The organism is Desulfurobacteriaceae bacterium (assembly GCA_039832905.1).
Classification (GTDB): domain Bacteria; phylum Aquificota; class Aquificia; order Desulfurobacteriales; family Desulfurobacteriaceae; genus Desulfurobacterium.
In genome coordinates, this window is sequence record JBDOLX010000030.1 from 1 (window position 1) to 21,640 (window position 21,640).

The 21,640-nt window shown below is 36.0% G+C and carries 23 protein-coding genes; 9 read left to right on the forward strand and 14 right to left on the reverse strand.

The features are described from left to right. Positions 1-1,089: anthranilate synthase component I family protein (locus ABGX27_01790; GenBank protein ID MEO2068228.1), on the reverse strand; the 1,089-nt coding region annotated here is incomplete at its 3' end. A gap of 80 nt (positions 1,090-1,169) precedes the next feature. On the opposite strand from ABGX27_01790, the gene ilvB reads away from it, so the two are divergent. From ilvB to ilvC, 3 genes are read left to right on the forward strand one after another with little or no spacing between them, the layout of a single operon-like run. Next, a complete protein-coding gene (ilvB, locus tag ABGX27_01795; GenBank protein ID MEO2068229.1) occupies positions 1,170-2,909 on the forward strand; it encodes a biosynthetic-type acetolactate synthase large subunit in 1,740 nt (579 codons plus the stop codon). A gap of 9 nt (positions 2,910-2,918) precedes the next feature. Next, positions 2,919-3,443, forward strand: coding sequence for an acetolactate synthase small subunit (gene ilvN / locus ABGX27_01800; protein MEO2068230.1), 525 nt, complete (start codon positions 2,919-2,921; stop codon positions 3,441-3,443). 19 nt (positions 3,444-3,462) lie between these two features. Beyond that, positions 3,463-4,470 (forward strand): ketol-acid reductoisomerase, encoded by a 1,008-nt coding sequence (gene ilvC, locus ABGX27_01805; protein MEO2068231.1) that lies wholly within the window; start codon positions 3,463-3,465, stop codon positions 4,468-4,470. A 15-nt stretch (positions 4,471-4,485) separates the two neighbouring features. Here the strand turns inward: ilvC and ABGX27_01810 are convergent, their stop codons facing one another. Together ABGX27_01810 and cysE are read right to left on the reverse strand one after the other, a co-directional pair. Continuing rightward, positions 4,486-5,559 carry an SPOR domain-containing protein gene (locus ABGX27_01810; GenBank protein MEO2068232.1) on the reverse strand — a complete coding sequence of 358 codons (1,074 nt, stop codon included), beginning with the start codon at positions 5,557-5,559 and terminating at the stop codon, positions 4,486-4,488. Further along, positions 5,556-6,206, reverse strand: a complete 651-nt coding sequence (cysE, locus tag ABGX27_01815; GenBank protein ID MEO2068233.1) for a serine O-acetyltransferase — start codon at positions 6,204-6,206, stop codon at positions 5,556-5,558. Before cysE ends, ABGX27_01810 begins: the two co-directional genes overlap by 4 nt. A 59-nt stretch (positions 6,207-6,265) precedes the next feature. Here cysE and ABGX27_01820 point away from each other — a divergent pair, with 59 nt between their 5' ends. Then, positions 6,266-6,565, forward strand: a complete 300-nt coding sequence (locus ABGX27_01820; protein MEO2068234.1) for an ArsR family transcriptional regulator — start codon at positions 6,266-6,268, stop codon at positions 6,563-6,565. Between the two features lie 7 nt (positions 6,566-6,572). Here ABGX27_01820 and mraY read toward each other — a convergent pair whose 3' ends face one another. From mraY to ABGX27_01855, 7 genes are read right to left on the reverse strand one after another with little or no spacing between them, the layout of a single operon-like run. Further along, positions 6,573-7,649: a phospho-N-acetylmuramoyl-pentapeptide-transferase gene (gene mraY / locus ABGX27_01825; GenBank protein MEO2068235.1), complete on the reverse strand. Its 1,077-nt coding sequence runs from the start codon at positions 7,647-7,649 to the stop codon at positions 6,573-6,575. Between the two features lie 3 nt (positions 7,650-7,652). Then, positions 7,653-8,696, reverse strand: coding sequence for an ABC transporter permease (locus tag ABGX27_01830; protein MEO2068236.1), 1,044 nt, complete (start codon positions 8,694-8,696; stop codon positions 7,653-7,655). Next, the gene (locus ABGX27_01835) at positions 8,689-9,675 is read right to left on the reverse strand and encodes an ABC transporter permease (GenBank protein ID MEO2068237.1); all 987 of its coding nucleotides are present in this window, start codon (positions 9,673-9,675) and stop codon (positions 8,689-8,691) included. Before ABGX27_01835 ends, ABGX27_01830 begins: the two co-directional genes overlap by 8 nt. After that, positions 9,675-10,337 carry a 2,5-diamino-6-(ribosylamino)-4(3H)-pyrimidinone 5'-phosphate reductase gene (locus tag ABGX27_01840; protein MEO2068238.1) on the reverse strand — a complete coding sequence of 221 codons (663 nt, stop codon included), beginning with the start codon at positions 10,335-10,337 and terminating at the stop codon, positions 9,675-9,677. The genes ABGX27_01835 and ABGX27_01840 overlap by 1 nt, the downstream gene beginning before the upstream one ends. 3 nt (positions 10,338-10,340) lie before the next feature. Further along, the gene (locus ABGX27_01845; protein ID MEO2068239.1) at positions 10,341-10,964 is read right to left on the reverse strand and encodes a CDP-alcohol phosphatidyltransferase family protein; all 624 of its coding nucleotides are present in this window, start codon (positions 10,962-10,964) and stop codon (positions 10,341-10,343) included. Next, positions 10,964-12,283, reverse strand: coding sequence for a UDP-glucose/GDP-mannose dehydrogenase family protein (locus ABGX27_01850; GenBank protein ID MEO2068240.1), 1,320 nt, complete (start codon positions 12,281-12,283; stop codon positions 10,964-10,966). Before ABGX27_01850 ends, ABGX27_01845 begins: the two co-directional genes overlap by 1 nt. Next, positions 12,265-13,188: a Ppx/GppA phosphatase family protein gene (locus tag ABGX27_01855; protein ID MEO2068241.1), complete on the reverse strand. Its 924-nt coding sequence runs from the start codon at positions 13,186-13,188 to the stop codon at positions 12,265-12,267. The genes ABGX27_01850 and ABGX27_01855 overlap by 19 nt, the downstream gene beginning before the upstream one ends. A 149-nt stretch (positions 13,189-13,337) precedes the next feature. Here ABGX27_01855 and ribE point away from each other — a divergent pair, with 149 nt between their 5' ends. Further along, positions 13,338-13,841: a riboflavin synthase gene (gene ribE / locus ABGX27_01860; GenBank protein ID MEO2068242.1), complete on the forward strand. Its 504-nt coding sequence runs from the start codon at positions 13,338-13,340 to the stop codon at positions 13,839-13,841. Between the two features lie 26 nt (positions 13,842-13,867). On the opposite strand, the gene ABGX27_01865 is transcribed toward ribE, so the two are convergent. The 4 genes from ABGX27_01865 to ABGX27_01880 form a co-directional block, all read right to left on the reverse strand. Beyond that, the gene (locus ABGX27_01865) at positions 13,868-14,203 is read right to left on the reverse strand and encodes a class II SORL domain-containing protein (protein MEO2068243.1); all 336 of its coding nucleotides are present in this window, start codon (positions 14,201-14,203) and stop codon (positions 13,868-13,870) included. Positions 14,204-14,246: 43 nt separating this feature from the next. Beyond that, positions 14,247-15,170 carry a SufD family Fe-S cluster assembly protein gene (locus tag ABGX27_01870; protein ID MEO2068244.1) on the reverse strand — a complete coding sequence of 308 codons (924 nt, stop codon included), beginning with the start codon at positions 15,168-15,170 and terminating at the stop codon, positions 14,247-14,249. After that, a complete protein-coding gene (locus ABGX27_01875) occupies positions 15,154-15,903 on the reverse strand; it encodes an ABC transporter ATP-binding protein (GenBank protein MEO2068245.1) in 750 nt (249 codons plus the stop codon). The genes ABGX27_01870 and ABGX27_01875 overlap by 17 nt, the downstream gene beginning before the upstream one ends. A 109-nt stretch (positions 15,904-16,012) precedes the next feature. After that, positions 16,013-16,960 (reverse strand): SufD family Fe-S cluster assembly protein, encoded by a 948-nt coding sequence (locus ABGX27_01880; GenBank protein MEO2068246.1) that lies wholly within the window; start codon positions 16,958-16,960, stop codon positions 16,013-16,015. 200 nt (positions 16,961-17,160) lie between these two features. On the opposite strand from ABGX27_01880, the gene ABGX27_01885 reads away from it, so the two are divergent. The 4 genes from ABGX27_01885 to ABGX27_01900 all read left to right on the forward strand — a co-directional run. Further along, on the forward strand, positions 17,161-18,567 hold the full coding sequence (locus ABGX27_01885; GenBank protein MEO2068247.1) for an NAD-binding protein: 1,407 nt from the start codon (positions 17,161-17,163) through the stop codon (positions 18,565-18,567). Then, a complete protein-coding gene (locus tag ABGX27_01890; protein MEO2068248.1) occupies positions 18,568-19,722 on the forward strand; it encodes a cation:proton antiporter in 1,155 nt (384 codons plus the stop codon). It abuts the gene before it with no gap. Next, positions 19,719-21,404 (forward strand): radical SAM protein, encoded by a 1,686-nt coding sequence (locus tag ABGX27_01895; protein MEO2068249.1) that lies wholly within the window; start codon positions 19,719-19,721, stop codon positions 21,402-21,404. Before ABGX27_01890 ends, ABGX27_01895 begins: the two co-directional genes overlap by 4 nt. A gap of 23 nt (positions 21,405-21,427) precedes the next feature. After that, a partial coding sequence (locus ABGX27_01900; protein ID MEO2068250.1) for a class I tRNA ligase family protein occupies positions 21,428-21,640 on the forward strand: 213 nt, incomplete at its 3' end.

The following is a 21,640-nucleotide window of genomic DNA, read 5'->3' on the forward strand; positions in this document are numbered from 1 at the left end:
ATAAAGAGACCTTCTTGTAGGCTCAAGTTCCGCAATTATCTCCATTGTTCTAACCTTTGGAGCACCAGTAATCGTTCCACCGGGAAAAACTGCTTTAATAAGGTCTATACTATCCATTCCTTCTTTTAATTCTCCTTTAACATTTGAAACTATGTGCATAACGTGTGAGTATTCTTCTTTAACCATTAGTTCATCAACCTCTACAGTTCCAAACCTACATACTCTTCCAAGGTCATTCCTTTCAAGGTCAACAAGCATTATGTGTTCAGCCCTCTCTTTTTCTGAGAGGAAAAGTTCCTTTTCTAAAGCTTCGTTTTCCTTTTCATTTTTCCCTCTTCTTCTTGTTCCAGCTATTGGACGGGTTTCAACAAAGTTCCCATGTCTTCTTATCAATCTTTCTGGAGAGCAGGAAACAGCTTTAAATTCGCTAAAGTCAAAGAAGAATGAAAAAGGAGAAGGATTTATTTTTCTGAGTTTCTCGTATAAAGCTAAATAATCTCCTTTAAAGTTTATGTCTATTCTTTGGGAAAAGTTTACTTGAAAAGTATCTCCTGAGGCTATGTATTCTTTTATCTTTTCTACAGCAGAGAAGAAGTAGTTCTTTGTCATATTAAACTTTGAAATAGAAGCGGAAAAAGTTCCTTTAATAGTTGTTTTTTCTTCCTCTATTTTTGGAATTTCTGAAAAAGATACAATCCAAAGTTTCTTTTCTACATTATCGAATATTAAGGTTATTTCTGGAAGAAAGAAATAGATGTCAGGAAGTCCGATATCGTCTAGTTGGCTGTTTTCTATCTTTTCTATATATCTATTGGCATCGTAAGAAATAAAACCGTAAATACCAAATGGTAAATTGTCTATTCTGTATTTGAACGATAACGTATTTAGAAAAGTTCTTAGCTTTTCAAACCCATTTGGGTCGTCTTTCACCGTAAGCTCTTCTTTTACTCCAATTGCTATCACAGAATAGCGTCCTGTTTTCTTATTGACCGATGCTGAGTCTAAAAAAAGTCTAACGGGATAACCTTTCAGTTTTAAAAATTTAAAAGCCTCGTAGGGAGATAAAAATTTACCCTTTTCTACTCTCAACTTCTCACTCCATTTAAGGATAGAGTTTATGAAAAAGAATATATGCTATCATTCCAATTTACAAAGCTAAGGAGGAGCTGATGAAACTTTCAGGTGCTGAAATACTCCTTGAGGCATTGAGACTTGAAGGTGTAGAGAAGATTTTTGGATATCCAGGCGGAGCTGTTTTAGATATATACGATAGACTTCCTTTTACAAACCTACAACACTACTTAACAAGGCACGAGCAGGGAGCTGCCCACGCTGCTGATGGTTATGCGAGAGTAACAGGAAAAGTTGGTGTCTGCTTTGCCACTTCTGGTCCCGGAGCAACAAATCTTGTTACCGGTTTGGCTACTGCTCAGATAGACTCTGTTCCTGTTGTAGCTTTTACAGGAAACGTTCCAACCTTTATGATAGGAAACGATGCTTTTCAGGAAGTAGATACTGTTGGAGTAACAAGACCTATAACAAAACATAACTTTTTAGTCAAAGATGTTAAAGACTTAGCCGATACCGTGAAGAAAGCTTTCTACATTGCTAAAACAGGTAGACCTGGTGTCGTTCTTGTTGACCTTCCAAAGGATGTAACAAGAGAAATTGCAGACTTTTTTGAAGAAGAATATAAAGCCCCTCCACAGATAAGGAGCTATAAGCCTGTTTTAAAAGGACATCCAGGGCAGATAAAAAAAGCTGCAAAAGCTATTGCATCCGCTGAAAGACCAGTTCTTTACATTGGAGGAGGCGTAGTTTCTTCTGGAGCTTCCGATCTTGTCGTAAAACTTGCCGAAGTAGCTCAAATTCCAATGGTTGCTACCTTAATGGGACTTACTGCTGTTCCGGGGAAACATCCACAGTTCTTTGGAATGCTTGGAATGCACGGAACATACGCAGCCAATATGGCTGTATCTGAATGTGATCTTCTCATAGCCATTGGAGCAAGGTTCGACGATAGAGTTACTGGAAAACTCAGTGAGTTTGCAAAGAATGCAAAGGTAATTCATATAGATGTAGATAGTGCAGAGATTGGAAAGAATAAACCGGTTGACATTCCTATTGTTGGAGATGCAAAGCTTATTTTAGAGGAACTCCTTCCAGAAGTGGAAAAACAGGTTTCTAAAAATAGAGAATTCTTAGTCTCCCGTGAAAAGTGGCTTATGAAGATAAGAAGTTGGGCGGATAGATACCCTCTTTACTATGAACCAAATGATAGGGTAATAAAACCTCAGTTTGTTATAGAAAAAATTTGTGAAGTAACAAATGGTGATGCAATTATCACAACGGATGTTGGACAGCACCAAATGTGGGTTGCTCAATATTATAAGTTCCGTTTCCCAAGACAGCTTGTAACTTCTGGCGGACTTGGTACTATGGGATTTGGTGTTCCTGCAGCGATTGGGGCAAAAGTTGGTAGACCTGATAAAATCGTCTTCTGTGTTTCTGGAGATGGAAGTTTCCAGATGAATATGCAGGAGATAGTTACTGCTGTTCAATACAGCATTCCTATAAAGGTGGCAATAATAAACAACGGCTTCCTTGGTATGGTAAGACAGTGGCAAGGAATCTTCTACAATAAAAACTATTCTCAGGTTCATATGGACGTTCAACCAGACTTTGTAAAGCTTGTAGAAGCGATGGGTGGAGTAGGATTTAGAGTAGAGAGACCGCAAGATGTAGAGAAAGTTCTTAAGGAAGCCATGACAATTAACGATAGACCTGTAGTAATAGACTTTGTTGTTGATAGAGAAGAAGACGTATTCCCGATGGTTCCTCCTGGTGGATCATTAAAGGAGATGATACTACCAAAGTATGGCAAGAAGAGTTTAGAAAAAGCTGTTTAAGAGGCAAAGATGGAAAAGAAGGAATACAGAAAACACGTTATAAGCGTTCTTGTTGAAAATCAGCCGGGAGCTTTAGCAAGGATAATAGAACTTTTTAGCTCAAGAGGATACAACATAGAAAGTTTAAATGTTGGACAAACGGAAGACCCGACGATTTCAAGAATTACTATGGTAGCCAAAGGGGACGAGCACACTATAGAACAGATAGTAAAGCAATTAAGAAGACTGATTGATGTATTCAAAGTTAGAAACCTCACAGATAAGAAAAAACTGGACAGAGAATTGCTTATAGTAAGACTCAACGTTGAAACTGCGGAAAAGAAAGAAGAGGTTAAGAGGCTTGTGGATATATTTGGAGCGCAAATTGTTGATGTTTCCCAAGATACTTATACAGTTGAGTTAACAGGAGATGAAGATCAAATAGATGCGTTCTTGCAACTTATTAAACCTCTTGGTATTAGGGAGATGGCAAGAACAGGAAGAGTCGCTATGGTTAGAGCATTACAAGGAGATACTTTTGAAGATAAACATTAAATGTTAAGGAGGTAATAGAATGGCAAAGGTGTACTACGATGAAGATGCAAGCCTTGAGTATTTGAAAGACAAAACAGTAGCTATTCTTGGTTATGGAAGTCAAGGACACGCTCATGCTCTCAATTTAAGAGATAGCGGTATAAACGTTGTTATCGGTTTAAGACCAGGAAAATCTGCTGAAAAAGCAAAAGCTGATGGATTTGAAGTTCTTACACCAGATGAAGCTGCAAAGAAAGCAGACGTTATTATGTTCCTTCTTCCAGACCCTGTTCAAAAGAAAGTTTACGAAGAGGCTGTAAAACCAAACCTAAGAGAAGGAATGGCACTTGCATTTGCTCACGGATTTAACATCCACTTTAACCAAATTGTTCCTCCTCAAGATGTTGACGTTTTCATGGTAGCTCCAAAAGGTCCAGGACACCTTGTTAGATGGACATACCTTGAGGGTGCTGGAGTTCCAGCTCTTGTTGCAGTTCATCAAGATGCCACTGGAAAAGCAAAAGAGATAGCTCTTGCTTACGCTAAAGGTATTGGTTCCACAAGAGCTGGTGTTATTGAAACAACCTTTAAAGAAGAGACAGAAACAGATCTTTTTGGTGAACAGGCTGTCTTGTGTGGTGGGGCAGCAGCTCTTGTAAAGGCTGGATTTGAAACCTTAGTTGAAGCTGGATATCAGCCTGAGGTTGCTTACTTTGAGTGCCTCCATGAATTAAAACTTATCGTTGACCTTATGTATCGACACGGTCTTGCAGGAATGAGATACTCCATTTCCGATACAGCAGAATACGGTGATTACACAAGAGGACCAAGAGTTATAGATGAGAGAGTTAAGGAAAATATGAAAAAGATTCTAAAAGAAATTCAAACTGGTGAATTTGCAAGAGAGTTTGTTCTTGAAGCTCAGGCTGGATACCCTGTTCTTAACGCCCATAGAAGAATAGAGGCTGAACATCCAATTGAAAAAGTTGGTAAGAAACTTCGTGAAATGATGCCATTCTTAAAGGAACAAAAGAAAGAGCTTAAGTAGCTATTTTGAGGGGGATTATTCCCCCTCTTTAAACTCTTTTGCTGCAAGTTCTTTAGACTTAATTTCAAATTCTTTAGCTAGAACGTTCAATCCTTTCTTTTCAAGGTCTCTTGAAAGTTCTTCATAGATGGCAGATGCAGCTAAGTATCTACCAAGTTTTTCTAAACTTTCGGCTACAGCTTTTTTAACAAAAGTATCTTCAGTATTTTTTCCTATGTAAGGAATTCCAATATCTAGAACTTTCTCGTAGTCTCCTTCCTCAAGGAGTTTTGCTATGAACTTGTGAATATCTTCACTTTTGGGTTCTAAGGGGTTCCTTCTATTCCTTAAAATTATAAAAACTCCTGGAATGGAAGCTAGACCTAACAAAATAGCTAAAGACATGGCTAAAGAGAGAAAGAACTTTCCGTTGAAGAAGCTTTCTTTCTGATCAGGACTAGAAGATGTTGGAGGAGAGAGGTTAGTAGGAATTTCAAACTTTTCTACTTTAGAAAATTTTTCGGTTTCATTGTTATCTTCACTAAAGTTACCTGAAATTTCTTCTTCCTTTTCAACTGAAATTGATTTGTTGCTATCACTGTTTGTCTTATTCTCTTCACTTGCATAAGGTTCATTTTCACTATCCATAACAAGTTTTCTAAACTCCTCAGATTGAGGAACTGTTTCCTCTTCCTCTAATGAAACCGAAATTTGAGGTTTTAATTCTGTATCTGTACTTGATTCCTTTTTTTCTACCTCTTCCTTTTTCATAGATGACGCGAAAGTAATATCTTTAGGTGTGAAACGAATTCTTGTTATGTAAAAGTCTTTCGTTCTTTTAGCTATAACTTCCTTAGCAAACTCCTTAGCCTCTTTTAAAGATTTAAAAAAGCCCACTCTTACTTTGTACCTTCCATCTCTAAAGCTTATTCTTGCAAAAGGTAGATCTTTAAATTTTTCAAGTCTTTCCTTTGCTTTTTCAATATCGGTAACAGATCCAACCTGAATGATGTAAACAGTTTTTCCTTCTTTAGGAACCTCCTTTAACATTCCAAAAGCAGAAGAAATGGTGAAAAGAAAAAGTGCTAAGAAGTTAAAAACTACCCTCACCTCTTTATCTCCTTTTTAATAGATTTTACCTCCAATTCTAAATCATGGATAATATCTAGCATTTCCTTTAGATATTCCATTATAGGATCTGGAAGTTTTCCGTGTTCAAGATCTATTTTCGTTGGTTTCACTCCATCTCTTTTTACAACTTTTCCAGGAATACCAACAACAGTTGAGTTAGGAGGAACATCCTTTATAACAACAGAATTAGCTCCTATCTTACAGTTATCCCCTATCTTTATAGGTCCTAGTATCTTAGCTCCAGCCCCAATTACAACGTTATTTCCTATGGTAGGATGTCTTTTTCCTTTCTTCGTACTTGTTCCCCCCAAAGTGACTTGATGGTATATGGTTACATTATCTCCTATTTCTGCCGTTTCTCCAATAACTACTCCCATTCCATGGTCGATGAAGAATCTTCTCCCTATCTTAGCTCCCGGATGGATTTCGATACCTGTAAACCATCTTGATATATGTGAAATTATTCTAGCGAGTAATCTGAAGTTACGATTCCACAACCAGTGAGCAACTCTGTGTAGCCAGATTGCGTGTAATCCCGGATAGCAGAGAAGAACCTCTAAGACACTTCTAGCGGCTGGATCCCTTTCAAAGACAACTTCTATATCTTCTTTTATTCTTTTGAACATTTTTTCTCCCGAAAGAATTTTTTCATGATAAAATATGAATGAAACAAAGGGAGGTCCTAATGAACGATAAATGTGAAAAGCGTTATGAGAAGTATAACGAATATGCAAAGATTTTTGAAATCTTGTCAAGCCCTATAAGAATAGGCATCATCGTTTCCTTAGCCAAAGGACCAAAAAAACCTAAAGAAATAAGAGAAATGCTTGGAGTTCCTCAACCTTTATTATCCCAACATGCTAGCATCTTGAGAGAGATGGGAATAATAGAGAAAGTTGATAGGTTCAATGTTAAATCTCCCTGTAGGTTGAAAGACGAATCCGTTTTAAACATTTTAAAAGCTGCAGGTATAAACATTGATTAGAGTTTTCTCATCTTATTTTAAGCATACTTAAAGCGATTAAAGCTAAAATAATAGAGATAATCCAAAACCTTACAGTTATTTTAGGTTCTTCCCATCCCATTTTCTCAAAGTGGTGATGGAGAGGGGCCATCTTGAAAATTCTTTTCCCTTCTCCATATTTTTTCTTTGTATATTTGAAATAATACCTTTGAATGATTACAGAAAGCGTCTCAAGGACAAAAACTCCTCCAGCGATAGCTAAGATAAATTCTCCTTTTATTATTATAGCTATTAAACCAAGAAGTGATCCCAAAGAGAGTGAACCAACATCTCCCATAAAAACTTCTGCAGGATAAGTATTAAACCACAGGAAAACTAATGATGCTCCGATTACAGCTGCACATACTATTGCCAGTTCTCCAGCTCCAGGAATGTAAGGAAAATGTAAATAAGCGGCAAGCTTTACATTTCCTACTACGTAAGAAAAGACCATTAGAACAAAACTTACTGTAATCACTGGACCTATTGCTAAGCCATCTAATCCATCAGTTAGGTTTACAGCATTTGATGTTCCAACAATTACAAAAACTGCCCAAGGGATGAATAAATACCCTAAGTCAAGGTGAAAATCTTTAAATATTGGAAAGTAGATTTCTGTGGAAAAATCCAAGAGATATAAGGTAATAGCTATAGCAGTAGCAATAACAATCTGATAGGTAAATTTCTTTCCTTCAGAAAGACCTTCTGGATTTTTTAGTTTAGCCTTTATGTAATCATCAATAAACCCTACAGTTCCAAACCCTAAAATTGCTAAAAGGGACAGCCATACAAATGGATTGTAAAGATTATTCCATAAAGCGATAGATATAAATAAAGTAGTTATTATTAAAAGTCCTCCCATTGTTGGAACGTTTTTCTTTTTGTGGGTTTCAGGTAAATATTCTTTTATAGTTTGTTTAAATTGGAGGTCTTTCAGTTTTCTCTCGAAATAAGGATAAAGGAAAAATCCCACAACCATTGCTGTAATTGCAGCATAGATAGCTCTAAAAGTGATGTACTTAAAGAGAACAACTCCTAGCAGTTTGTAGAGTAGAAAGTAAAGCATTCCTTACCTCTCCAACGAATCTCTCAGACCATCACCGAAAATATTGAATGCAGCTACAACTAAGAAAATTGCAATACCGGGAATTAAAATCCACGGATAGTTAGTCATTACATAAACATTATTAGCTTCTGACAACATATTTCCCCACGAAGGATAAGGTTCTTGAATTCCAAGACCTATTAAACTGAGAGCGGATTCTCCAAGAATGTAAGAAGGAATAGTTAGTGTTGCAGCAACAATTACGTAAGATAAGGTGTTTGGGATAACGTGTCTTACTATAACGTAAAAATGATTCCCTCCTAAGATTCGTGCTGCTTTGACGAATTCTTGTTCTCTAATAGAAAGAACCATACCTCTTATTACTCTTGAGAGTCCAGTCCAACCTATTAGGGAGAGGATAGCAATTATTATTATGAAGACGAGAACGCTTGGTATATCAGCAGGAAACATAGAGCGAAGGGCAAGCATAAGGTAAAAACTTGGAAAAGCCATTAGTATCTCTATAAGTCTCATTAATACATTATCAACTTTCCCTCCAAAGTATCCTGCTATAGAACCAACAAGGATTCCAATTACAAAAGAGATGGTAACTCCTATTAAACCAATTGTTAAAGATATTCTTGTACCGTAGAGAAGTCGTGAGAAAATATCCCTTCCCAGCTTGTCAGTTCCAAGTAGAAAAATGTATCCGTCTTTTACACCAAAAAGGTGAATATCTGTCTTTATAAAGCCGAAAAGATAGTGGGTATGTCCTTTTACAAAAAATTCTATTGGATACTTCTTTGTGTAATCGACTTTATAGGTTTTGGTTATTGGGTCAACAAGTTTGTGCCCGTAAATAAAGGGTCTTAAGTGAAATTTACCTTTTTCGTCAAAGAAATGGATAGGAGTAGGAGGATGGTAAGGGTAATGGCGAAACTGGACATCATAAGGATAAGGGGCTAAAAAGTCTGCCAGCAAGGCTACTATGTATAAGAAAACTAGAAAAACAAGGGAAAAAGCCGCCAATTTATTCTTTTCGTAAAGTGTTTCTAAAAACTTAAGCAACTTTCCCTTCCACTTCCTTTTCTCTTATTCTCGGGTCATTTAAGGCTATTAAGATATCGGCTATAAGGTTTCCAACTACAAGCATTATTCCACCAATATAAAGGGATCCCATGACTAAAAACAGATCTTGTGCCATAACTGCATCAAACATAAGCCTTCCAAGCCCTGGCCAAGCTGTAATTATTTCTATAAGGGCAGCCCCAGAAATGAGACCTGCTATATCAAAACCTATCAATGTAAGGAATGGGTTTAAGGCATTTCTAAAAGCATGTTTCATTACTACTATTCTGTAAGGTAATCCCTTCGCTATAGCAAGCTTTACGTAGTCTTTGTCAAGTTCTTCTACTATGGTGCTTCTAACAAGTCTTAAAAGTCCTGCAATGTTTCCAACAACCAATACCGTTAGAGGGATTGCTATATGCCAGAGTCTATCCAAAAATTTTTCAAAAATTGAAAGATTTTCATAGTTTTGAGAAACCACTCCTCCAATTGGAAAAAGCCCTGTTTTTGCTGCTAAATACATTAATATAAACGCTAAGAAAAAGTTTGGAAAGGAAATTCCGAAAATAGAAAAGAATGATATTAGTTTATCCAACAATCTTCCTCTATAAACGCCAGCGATTATTCCAAGAGGAACAGCTATAAGCCAAGATAAAATAAAGGAAGAAACTGTAAGTTCTAGAGTGTTTAGTAATCTTTCTTCTATTAGATCTACCACAGGTTTATGATAAGCAAAAGAGTATCCTAAGTTGAACTGAAGAGCGTTAACTAACCAGTGAAAGTACTGCAGAATAATATTTTGGTCTAACCCGTAAAGTTTTCTTAGCTCTTCTATCGTTTCTTTTGAAATTGAAGGATTCATCTCAAGCTGGGAAAAAAAGTCTCCCGGAGCAAGCTTGATAATAAGAAAAGAAATGAAGGTCATCCCAATAACAATCGGGAACATTTGAAAAAGACGTTTTATTACATACTTAAGCATTAGAGTCTTTCATACTCTGTTATTATCTGATTACCGCATTGAAAGACTTTCTTTATTTTGAACTTTTTAACAGCTTCTAAAGTTTTAAATCCTTCACCAGATGTTAAAGAAGGTACATCATCTCCACCAACAACAACAGGAAGGTGTATAAGTCTAATTTCGTCAACTAAGTCGTTCTTTATAAGTTCCCAGTTTACCTTACTTCCACCCTCTACCATAAGTTTCTTGATTCCAATTTCGTAAAGCTTAGAGAGAAGTTCCTTAAAGTCTACTCTTTCTTCTCCTGCAAAAAGAACTTTTGCTCCTTTTTCTTCTATCTTTTTTACCTTTTCTACTGGAGCCTTTCTAGAAACAGCGATTATTGTTGGTGCAACTTCCGTGTTTAGAATGTTAGCATCTAGTGGTATATCGGCAGTAGATGAAGGAATTATCCTTGTAGGATTTTCTCCTTCAACGTATCTTACAGTAAGGTTAGGGTTATCAATTCTAACTGTGTTTGCTCCTACCATTATTCCATCACATTCAGCACGAACAGAGTGAAGATATTTATTGGCTTCGTCATCCATAAGTTTCATAATTTCCTTACTTGATATTCCTTTGGCAAGTGTTAACTTTCCGTCTATGGTTACTTCTGAAACAATTAGAACGTATGGTCTTTTCATAATCTACTCCTCGTACTCTCTGCCGTATTTTTTGTAAAGGTAAAAGACTCTATGTAACAGTGATAAAAGAGACATTATTGCTATAAATCCTATTGCGTAAGTTAGTATTTTGTGGTTCAAAGGATAGAGTATAGAAGCTATAAAGAGTACCAAAAAGGTTTCTGGCCTTCCAAAAAATCCAGTGTTCTCAAGAGGATCCTTTATCTTACCAACAACTCTTTCTTCGTATCCAATTTCTGCATAAACAACAGGTTTTATGAAGGTGTGAAGCATAGTTGATACAACTGCAAGTAAAGCTATCCATTCGTTTGCAAATCTTAAACCGACAGCGCCAAGGACAAAACCGTCAACCCACTTGTCTGCAAGCCAGTCAAAGACTGCTCCAAACTTGGTAGCCTTTCTGTTGGAAGTAGCTACATAACCGTCACATAAATCCAAAATACCTGAAGTAAAAAGCAAAAACGCTCCCAAAACAGGATGTCCTAGGTAATAAAGGACTGCAGAAATCGTTCCAGTAATAATAGCTCCGAGTGTAATAAAGTTAGGAGAAACGTTTGCTTTTGCTAAAAGTTCTCCAAACGGAGAATAGAGTTTTTTAAGGGTATCTCTTTTGCTAGTAATATTCATTATGGTCTCCCTATGCTTTCATAGGTGCAATACTTTCTCATTACAGAAGGTTCCCACAGATTTCTTCCGTCAATAACGACTTTTCCTTTAAGTTTATCAAAATTTATTTCCTTAAACTCTTGCCACTCAGTAATAAGTATTAGAGCATCCGCTTTTTCTAAAGCTTTGTATTTGTCGTCTACAAACTCCAAGTTTTGCCTTTCCCCAAATACTCTCTTGGCATTTTCTATCGCAACAGGATCGTAGGCTTTAACTTTCGCTCCTAGATCTAGAAGTCTATTGATAACAGGTATTGAGGGTGCTTCTCTCATATCATCGGTTTCGGGCTTAAATGCAAGTCCCCAAACAGCTACTGTTTTGTCTTTTAGCTCAGGAATATGTTCTAACAGCTTTTCCACAGGTTTAACCTTTTGTTTTTCGTTAACTTTAATAACAGATTCTAGAAGGTTAGGAGTTACTCCGACTTCGTTAGCTTTATGTATTAAGGCTTTTACATCTTTGGGGAAACAGCTTCCACCAAAGCCACATCCTGCTCTTAAAAAGTGAGGACTAATTCTATGGTCAAGTCCCATTCCTCTTGCTACAACCGTTACATCTGCACCCACCTTTTCGCAAACGTTAGCTATCTCGTTGATAAATGAAATCTTGGTTGCTAAAAAAGCATTTGAGGCATATTTAATCATCTCTGCTGTGGGTAAATCTGTAATTAACAGTGTTGGTTGGAGTTTCTCGTAAAGAGATGCTACCATTCCGGCTACCTCTCTGTTGTCTGCTCCAACTACTACTCTGTCCGGATTCATAAAATCTTCAACGGCTTTTCCTTCTCTTAAAAATTCAGGATTTGAAACAACTTCAAACCTTTTTTCCGGTTCTTTTACACCTTTTTCAGAAAGAAGTTTCTTTATAAACTCTTTAGCCCATCTTCCTGTTCCTACTGGAACTGTTGATTTGTTTACGATAATTTTGAAATCATTGTCACCTATGTATTCCACAATACTTTTATAAGCGCTCTCAACAAAGCTTAGATCGGCTGAACCGTCAATCTTAGAGGGAGTTCCAACAGCTATAAATATGAATTCTGAGTTCTTTACTGCATACTCGTAGTCTGTTGTAAATTCAATGTTTTCTCTTTTTAACGCCTCTTCTAAAATCTTCTCAAGTCCGGGCTCATAAATGGGGACTTCTCCCCTTTTTAACTTTTCTATTTTTCTTTCATCTATATCCAAACCAATTACTTTATGTCCAAGGTATGCAAAGCATGCTCCCGATACAAGTCCTACATAACCCGTCCCTATTACAGCTATTCTTTTCCTTGACATAGCTTTGCCTCCTTCAAAGCCAAACCGTAAAGTAATCCTAGTTCACTTACCGTCAATACACTTTTTTCAAAGACATCGCAAAAGACGGAGAAAAATGCAAGTCCTGGGATTATCACGTCAGCTCTGTTTTTCTCAAGTCCTACAACTTTCTTTCTTTCCGAAATAGTTTTTGAAGAAAGCTTACGATACCACTTCTCAACCAACTCTTTAGACACTTTATATCCATGAACAACCTTTGGATCGTAAACTATCATCCTCTCTTCCATCGCAACAACAGAGGTAATAGTTCCTCCTACTGCAAAAACTTCAAAGTCTTTATCCGAAATTTTCTTTTTTACCTTTAAAAGTTCCTCTTTTAAGAAATTTTCCATTTCTTTCAGTTCTTTTTCTTTTGGAGGATCCGATCTTATAAATGCTTCATGCAAGAATACAACTCCAAACTTAAGACTGTTTAAGTATTCTACCTTTTCTTTCGATCCAAAAACTATTTCTGTACTTCCTCCTCCAAGGTCAACTGTCATTGCCTTTGATGAAGGATCAAAAGCTAAAATGTTAGCTTTAAAAACAAGTTCAGCTTCTTCTTTATCTTGAAGAATTTTTATTTCTAATCCTAACTCTTTTACTTTCGATAGAAAAACTTCTGCATTCTTTGCTAATCTTACTGCTTCAGTCGTTGCTACTACAAATTTTTCTACCCCATATTTTTCAGCTAATTCTTTAAATTCCTTCAAAGTTTTTATTGTTCTTTCTATAGCTTCTTCTGAGAGAAGTCCTGTTTTTTTTACTCCCTCACCAATTCTTGTTACTTTTCCCGTTTTTAGAATTTCTTTTACCTTTCCACCTTCTATATTTGCTATTAGCATTCTTGTTGAGTTTGTTCCCACATCAATTGTTGCTATTTTCAATAGTTAATCCCTCCACCAAGTATAATTGAATGTAAATTCTACAACAATATGGAGAATAAAATGTTTACTGGTTTGGTGGAAGAGGTAGGTAAGGTAGTTCTTTTACAGAAAAGGGGAAACTCCCCAAGTTAACTATTGAATGTGAAAAAATTCTAGAGGATGTTTCCATAGGAGACAGTATTGCAGTTAACGGAGTTTGTTTAACGGTAGTAGATATAAATGGAAAAAATGTAAGTTTTGACGTTTCCCTTGAAACTTTAAGAAGAAGCAACATTGGAAATTTAAAGCCAAAGGATTTTGTCAATCTAGAAAGATCATTAACTTTAAGTAGTCGCTTAGGGGGACATATTTTGCAGGGACACGTTGATATAACAACAAAGATAATAGGTATAAAAAAGGAAGGAAATGGATTTATTTTTAGTTTTAAGCTTCCTCCCGTCTATAAACATCTTGTAGTGGAAAAAGGTTCTATTGGAATTGATGGTATTAGTTTAACGATAGCTAATCTTTTTCCAGATTCTTTTTCAGTTGCTGTTATTCCTCATACTTTTAGTAATACAACTTTAAAATACAAAAAAGTAGGAAGTTTAGTTAATTTGGAGTTTGATATCATTGGAAAGTACGTGGAAAGGATGTTGAAGCTAAAAGCTTAATGGTGCCCCTTAGGGCACCAAACGTGTTATTCCTCAACTTCTACTTTAACCTCTTCGCTGTGCCAGAGACCGTGAAGGTTGCAGTATGCGTGAGCAGTAAATACTGTTGGTTCTTCAACCTTTACCTTAAAGACAACTTCTGAAGCTGCTCTTTCTGGTTCAAGATCTGCTTTTGCTACGAGAAAATCTCCTGCCCATAGAGCAATGTATTGAATCCAGTGCTCTTTTGTGTTTGGATGAGCAATGTCCTTTCCAACTACAACTTTTACTTCAAACCACTCACCCTTCTTCACTTTGGCAGGAGCCTCAACCACTGGAGTATGTTTTCTCTTGCCTTCTGGTTCTGGACCAAATACTTTCATTTTTCCCTCCTTATCATCTTAAAGTTAAAGTATTTTAACATTATTATCTTAACATTCCCTTGACAATTACATCTACAGCCTCATCTTCGTCAAGTCCTTTTGCCATAAGAGTTTCAAGTTGCTTCTTATCAATACTTCCCACTGCTGCTTCGTGAGTAACCTTTGCTGTTTCATTGTTAACAACAACAATTGGTATTGCTTTTACAGTAACATTTTTGCTTCTTACTATCTCTGAACAGTCAATGTGTCCTCTTGAGTAGTCCCCGATTCCATAGGTTTCTCCATAGAACTCTGCTTTAGTGTCTCCGAGAGCCATCAACCTACTTTTCGCTATAGCTCTGGAGTATTTCCCCTTTAAGTACATAATATCTTTCACGTATATTTCGTCCCCGTCTCTTCCTGCAATTTTAGTTTCAATGTCGGCAGTAGCGTAATCTAGAATGTCAACTGTGTATTCCACTTTCACTTTACCAGCATTATTGGAATCTATCTTAAAAAGACTTTTGCAATAACCTTTTTCTTCTACTACCCCTCTAGACTTTGCATCTATTAAGATATCTATGCCTTTCTCATGGTAATGTATTTCAGAAACTTCAAGAGATGCCCCTTTCCTTACTCTGAATTTAGTTCGGCTTATGTGTTTGACATTTCTTCCTTTAAATGCACAGTGGGAAATTAACTTAACTTTTGAGTTTTCTCCAACATCCACACTAATCTCTATTAGCTGATCTCCCGGATTCAGCTTTGAAAGGCACATGTGAACCGGTTTATCGATGACAGTGTTAGGAAGAACAGAAACCTTAACTTCTATTCTATCTCCAAGCGCTTTTTTCTCAATTAAAATTCCAGGATAAGGAATTTCTTTTATAACCTTGTGGCCTTCAATAATTACAGAAGGGCTTTTAATAATATCCCTAGGAACTCCTAAGGATATTATGTTCTCTAAAAGTTTATCCACTTTTTCCATTTTTCTCCCCCTTTAGTTCAAAGTCCAATACATCACAAACTTTACACTCTTCAAATTTTTTCTTTATGCTTTGAGGATCAGCAGTATCAAGAACCTTTCCACCACACAGTAAAGAAGCTCTATCAGCAACGTCAAGGAGTCTTTCATTATGTGTAATCATTAAAATTGTTATTCCCTCATTTTTCATAGTTTCTAAAATCTTTTGAATATCTTCTATTGATGTAAAATCAATTCCTGAATCTATTTCGTCAAGAATTACAAACTTAGGTTTAAAAGCTAAGATACTTGCAAGCTCTACTCTTTTTCTTTCTCCACCAGAAAGAGAGTCGTCTACGTACCTTTTAAGATAAAGCTCAGGAACTAAACCTACTGCTTCCAAACATTTTCTGACATCAACGTTTGGATTATTTCTTCCTGAAAGTTTGAGATATTCCTCAACTGTTATTCCTTCAAATCTTGCAGGTTCCTGCCAAGCCAAAGTAATACCAAGTTTAGCTCTCTCAAAAACTTCAAGCCCATTAATTACTTTTCCATCAAAAATAATCTCCCCTTCCGTTGGAGTTTTTAGATTGTCAATACCCATAATAAGTTTTGAAAGAGTTGATTTCCCCGCGCCGTTTGGACCTAAAATAGCATGAATTTCTTTTTTATTAACAGTTAAATTGATTCCTCTCAAAATGAGTTTGTCATCAATTGAAAGTTTAACATTGTTAACCCTTAAGATTTCTTCCATTTTTTACCTCCTATAGGACTTACTAAAATCTTAGTATTAGAGATTTTCAATGTCAATAAATTTTTTAGACTTAATGATAACTATTCCTAATTTTAATAAGTCAGTTTTTCTACTTCAATATTCCTTGAATTATTACATCAACACTTTCATCTTCTGATAGTCCCTTTGCCATAAGTGTTTCAAGTTGTTTCTTATCGATACTACCTATGGCTGCTTCATGAGTGATCTTTGCAGTTTCATCATTAACAACGACAATGGGGATAGCTTTCACAACAATATCTTTTCCTCTTATTATCTCTGAACAATCAATATGTCCTCTGCATCTTGGAGCATTTCCATAAGTTTCACCAATAAATTCAGCCTTTGTCTGGTCAATGGCGATAATGCGGCTTTTGGAGATACCTCTGGATTCCTCTCCGTTTAAGTAGATTATATCCTCTACCCTTATTTCATCATCCTTTTTACCTATCATCTTTGTTTCAAAAACAGCAACTCCCTTTTTGTCTACGTTCGCTTTAAGAATCACCTTGACTTTTCCTGCTCTTCCTTTTATCTGTTTAAAGACACTCTTAAAGTATGCATTCTCTCCAACAAAAGCTTCTGTCTCTGTATATAACTCTATAAATGTATCTTCCCCATTGTAATGGATATCTACAAATTCAAACTTGGCGTTTTTCTCTACAATGATTTTTGTTTTTGTGGCATGTTTAAGTTTTATACCTTCAGCTGTGGCCCCAAAAACTTGAAACTTAACGTCAGCTCCTTCTCCGACGATAATTTCACTTTTGTTAGTTAAAAGGTTAGTTTTGCCTGCAACTCCAAAACATATAGTTACTGGTTCTTCAAGTTTTGTCCCCAGCTCAATGTAAACCCTTGTCTTAACACCTGTCGGAGTTTCTATAACTTCGGATCTTACTCCAGGTGCAGGATATCTAGTTATTACTTTATTTCTGTCCACCAGAAGATTAAACCTCTTCTGTGTAAAGAGTTCTTCTGGTAAACCGATCTTTACAAATTTTTCTTTAACTGTATCTAAAAGACCTTTTTCTATAACCATTTTTTACCTCCAAAAGGGGTTAACTCTCTGTAGCTGTATGTTTAACTTTAACTGTCGGACTAGTTTTATATTTATAAAACAAACCTTGTTGTGTCAATAGTTATATTTATCTTAACGATAACTATTATTAATTATTCGTAGTAAAGAGAGTGTAATAAAATTCATTTATAAACCCACCTCTTTGTTCTATAGGAGATGAAATGAAATTGATAATTGTTGGTGCAGGGGAGATAGGAAGGGAACTAATAAAAAGAATGAAGAAAGATTGGTACATTACGGTAATTGACGAAGATGAAGGAAAACTAAAAGGAATTATCGAGGTTCTTGACTCAGATTCTATGAATAGAGTTGTACTTTTACAGGGAGATGGTACAAGTAAACTAATGCTAAAGAAAGCTGAAATAGAAAATGCAAAAGTCTTTGTAGCTTGTACAGGAGATGATGAAGTAAACCTGGAAGCTTGTAGACTTGCCAAAGATTTTGGAGTCCCTTCCATATTTGCCGTTTCGAATTCTACCGAGAACGATAAAAAGTACGAAGAAGAAGGAATTAACTATATAGATAAAGCTGTTGCAACAGCATCTCTGCTTGAAAGACAAATAGAATCTGGGATTATTACTCCAACAAATATAGGTTTAGGACAAGGGGAAATAATAGAAGTAACTGTAATGCCTACTTCCATAATAGCCGGTTATCCTGTTGGAAAGTTCTCTACAAGAAAATGGAAGATAGTGGCGATTTTTAGAGGAGACAAACTTATCTTACCGAAAAATAAAACGATAGTGAAAGCAGGGGATAAAGTCCTCATAGTTGGAGATCCAAAGGTTCTTAAATACATTGCAGGACTGATAAGATCTGGAGAGCCTCAGTTTCCTCTTCAGTTTGGAATAGAAGAGGTTGTATTCCTTCCTGAGAGGGACGAGAAAGTTTTAAAAGATGCAAGATTTTTCTTTGAAAACACAAAACTTCAGAAGGTCTCCATTTATACTTGTTTTAGTGGAACTTCAGATTTGAAAGGCTTTTTTGAACAAAAAGGAAAAAATATTGTTAATATGAAAGAACTTGGTGGTTGTAAAAAGGATCTTTTTGAAACGCTTAAAGATGAAAACTTTGGGTTGATCGTTCTTCCCAATAATTTCAAGGAGTTTCCACTATTTTTTGGGGTAAAAACTTTGCCGATATTGATAGCTGAGGAAACATACTCTCCTGTAATGATTGCAAAGGGAACAACTCCGGTAAAGAAGATCTTGGTTCCCGTTTCTGGGTCATTTAGTGGGTTTAGAGCTCTAGAAGTTGGCATAGAGTTAGCTATCATGCTCAATGCTAATCTTACAGCTCTTTATGTTTCTATGAGCGAAAATGACAAGAAAGCACAGTCCCTTAAAGATAGGATTGTTAGGTTTTCAAACCTCTATAAAATACCAATAGACTTTAAACTTCTTTATGGAAACCCTGTGGGCCAATTTGCCAAAGAATCGAAAAATTACGATCTAACTATTGTCGGAGCGAGAAAAGGGAGAAAAACAAACTGGTTTAATCCATACCCTCCTTACCACATGGTTCATAGATCCCATTGTTCCTCAATACTCATATGTGTGGGTGAGTAAATGGAGAACTCTTTAATATCAATAATTCTAATAGCTTTAGGTATTCTTTTTATTCCATTCTTAAGTAAGCTATTGAAAATTCCTGTAGCTGTTGGAGAGATTCTTTACGGAATTCTAGTAGGAAAGTCTGCTCTAGACTTGGTAGAACCTTCACAATGGCTTGACTTTTTGGCTTCCTTTGGATTTTTACTTTTAATGTTCATAGCAGGTTTAGAAGTTAAACTTAAAGAAATAGTTCGTCTAAGTCTTAGGACGAAGTTTATATTAACCTCGATACCTCTTCTAGTGTTTCTTTTAGCATTTATTTTCGGCTCCACACTTCTTTACCCAACAGTTGTTTCCATTGCAATCGGCGTTATTTCTGTAGGGATTGTTGTATCGGTATTAAGAGAAAAGTCTATTCTTGGTACTCACTTTGGAAAAACAGTATTTCTAACCGGAATTGTTGGTGAAGTTGTAAGTATTACAATACTTACTCTCTTTACACTTTATACAGAGTTTCATTTTGGGATACACTTTTGGATAGGAATTTTAAAACTGATCATCTACTTAGTGATAGCTCGACTTGTTCTATTGTTTCTAAAAGGTTTTGTATGGTGGTACCCCGAAAAATTTAAGGTTTTCTTTGAAAAGAACCCATCTGAGATTGGTGTAAGAATAAGTCTTACAGTTATGTTTATGCTTTCTGTAGCTGCATCAGTAATTCACATAGAACCGATAATAGGAGCTTTTATAGCTGGTATGATCTTTGCTACCGTCTTTGAGGATACAGAAAGTATTGAAGAGAAACTTTCTGGTGTAAGTTTTGGCTTTTTAATTCCTATATTCTTTATCTACGTAGGCATAAATTTTAAGATGCCTGAGGTTAATCTAGACAATGCAATGCTTCTTGGAACTTTAACCCTTATTAGTTTTGGAGCAAAGGTGATTCCTTCTTTGCTTTTAAGGTTTGAGGGACTCAAAGTAAAAGAAGCAGTAGCATCCGGATTTTTACTATCTGCACCTTTAACTCTTGTAATTGTTACTGCAGAACTTGGAAAAGAACTTGGTGTGATAGATGAACACTTTGAAAGTATTTTAATATTGCTTGCAATCTTCACAGGAATTTTGGCTCCTATTTTGTTTAATTCCCTTTACAAGGAGAAAAAACTTTGAGGGTAGTTATTTTAGATGGATACGTTGATGAGCCAACCTGTTTGGGGGTACCTCCTTACATTTCAACCTACGTCAGGTATGTTGCTGGAGCTTTAGTTCTGGCAGGAATTTCTGAGGATAGTATTGACTACATTACCATTGACCAGTACAGGAGAGAGGAAGAAAAGAAAGAATCTTTAAAGGATGCGGACGTTATCTTCTTAATAACTGGAATGACCGTTCCTGGTCGCTATCTTGGTGGAAAACCGATAACAGAAAAAGAAATAGAAGAGATAGGAACTTTTCCCGCTTATAAAGTGATTGGAGGACCTATAAAGTTTGGATTTGCTTTAAAAGGAGGAATCAAAGCTAAACCTCTCCTTTTAGAAGATTATGATCTTGTAGTAAAGGGAGATATTGAACTTGCTGCATATTTTGTAGGAAAAACTTTGGTAGAAGGGAAAGAACCTCCTCAAGGAGTCTTTGTAGAGAAAAGAACGGCTAGGCATATAGATAAATATGCTCCTCTTGGATCTTTCATAGCGAAAAAACACCCTTACTATCCTCACGTTATTTGTGAAATAGAAACTTTTAGAGGATGTGAGAGAAAGAAACAGTGTTCTTTTTGTACAGAGAGGTTTTACGGTCATCCAGAAGAAAGGGATCCCGGAAAGATAATAGAGGAAATTAAAGCCCTTCTTGATGTAGGTGTAAAACACTTTAGAATAGGAAGACAGCCCAATATTTTGGGGTATAAGTCTTTTCCAACGGAGAAAGAATTTCCAAGACCAAATAGTGAACTTTTATGTTATTTGTTTAGAAAAATACGAGAACTAAGAAATATAAGAACTCTCCATATAGATAATGTAAATGCTGGGACAATTTATGCTCATCCTGAAGAATCAAAAATTGCCCTTTCTTGTATCGCCAAATATGATACAGAAGGAGATGTAGCCCCATTTGGACTTGAAACGGCAGATGAGGAAGTAATAAAAAGAAACTACCTTAAAGTAGATCCAAAAGGAATAAAGGAAGCTATCAGGGTAGTTAACGAGATTGGAGCTTTTAAGGAAAGAGAAGATGGACTCTATAAACTCCTTCCGGGTATCAACTTTTTAGTAGGTTTACCTGGTGAAACAAAGGAGACTTTTGAGAAAAACAAAGATTTTCTGAAATCGGTTCTCGACGAAGGTTTACTCTTACGAAGGATTAACATTAGACAGGTAATGGTCTTTGAAGGAACTCCCCTTTCCGATATGGTAAAAAGGGCAAAGACAAAATATAGAAAAGAGTTTGAGAAGTTCAAACAGTTTGTAAGAGAAGAGATAGATCTTCCGATGATGAGGAAAGTTTTTCCAGTTGGAACTGTCATAAAAAATGTCTTACTTGAAGCTTACGATGGAGGACATACGTTAGGGAGACAAATCGGAAGTTACCCGATTCTAGTTAGAATCCCTGAAAGATATGACCTTTTTACAACTAAAGATGTAATAGTTGTTGGACACAGAGAGAGGTCAGTAATAGGAATTCCTGTTCCAATAGATATTAACTCTATTTCTCACAAGCTTCTTTCTTTTCTTCCTGGAATTTCTAAGAACTTAGCAACTGAAATAGTTTTAAAAAGACCTTTCAAAAATAACATTGAACTTTTATCTTTATTTCCTCAACTGGAAAGGTTCACAAAGTATATAATTACAACTTAATCAAGCCTCAATTGGAGGAGTAAATGGAAAAAAAGGATTACAAGGATACTCTTAATCTGCCAAAAACAGCATTTCCTATGAGAGGAAATCTACCAAAAAAGGAGAAGGAATTTATAAAGTATTGGGAAGAGATAGATCTTTACAATAAAATGTTAAAAGAACACAAATGTGATCAAAAGTTTATTTTGCATGACGGACCACCTTACGCCAACGGCCACATCCACATTGGACATGCT

Coding starts and splice junctions, on each gene's coding strand:
- ilvB (MEO2068229.1), top strand. CDS start 1,170: ATGAAACTTTCAGGTGCTGAAATACTCCTTGAGGCATTGAGACTTGAA.
- ilvN (MEO2068230.1), top strand. CDS start 2,919: ATGGAAAAGAAGGAATACAGAAAACACGTTATAAGCGTTCTTGTTGAA.
- ilvC (MEO2068231.1), top strand. CDS start 3,463: ATGGCAAAGGTGTACTACGATGAAGATGCAAGCCTTGAGTATTTGAAA.
- cysE (MEO2068233.1), bottom strand. CDS start 6,206: ATGTTCAAAAGAATAAAAGAAGATATAGAAGTTGTCTTTGAAAGGGAT.
- ABGX27_01820 (MEO2068234.1), top strand. CDS start 6,266: ATGAACGATAAATGTGAAAAGCGTTATGAGAAGTATAACGAATATGCA.
- mraY (MEO2068235.1), bottom strand. CDS start 7,649: ATGCTTTACTTTCTACTCTACAAACTGCTAGGAGTTGTTCTCTTTAAG.
- ABGX27_01835 (MEO2068237.1), bottom strand. CDS start 9,675: ATGCTTAAGTATGTAATAAAACGTCTTTTTCAAATGTTCCCGATTGTT.
- ABGX27_01840 (MEO2068238.1), bottom strand. CDS start 10,337: ATGAAAAGACCATACGTTCTAATTGTTTCAGAAGTAACCATAGACGGA.
- ABGX27_01845 (MEO2068239.1), bottom strand. CDS start 10,964: ATGAATATTACTAGCAAAAGAGATACCCTTAAAAAACTCTATTCTCCG.
- ABGX27_01850 (MEO2068240.1), bottom strand. CDS start 12,283: ATGTCAAGGAAAAGAATAGCTGTAATAGGGACGGGTTATGTAGGACTT.
- ABGX27_01865 (MEO2068243.1), bottom strand. CDS start 14,203: ATGAAAGTATTTGGTCCAGAACCAGAAGGCAAGAGAAAACATACTCCA.
- ABGX27_01870 (MEO2068244.1), bottom strand. CDS start 15,170: ATGGAAAAAGTGGATAAACTTTTAGAGAACATAATATCCTTAGGAGTT.
- ABGX27_01875 (MEO2068245.1), bottom strand. CDS start 15,903: ATGGAAGAAATCTTAAGGGTTAACAATGTTAAACTTTCAATTGATGAC.
- ABGX27_01880 (MEO2068246.1), bottom strand. CDS start 16,960: ATGGTTATAGAAAAAGGTCTTTTAGATACAGTTAAAGAAAAATTTGTA.
- ABGX27_01885 (MEO2068247.1), top strand. CDS start 17,161: ATGAAATTGATAATTGTTGGTGCAGGGGAGATAGGAAGGGAACTAATA.
- ABGX27_01890 (MEO2068248.1), top strand. CDS start 18,568: ATGGAGAACTCTTTAATATCAATAATTCTAATAGCTTTAGGTATTCTT.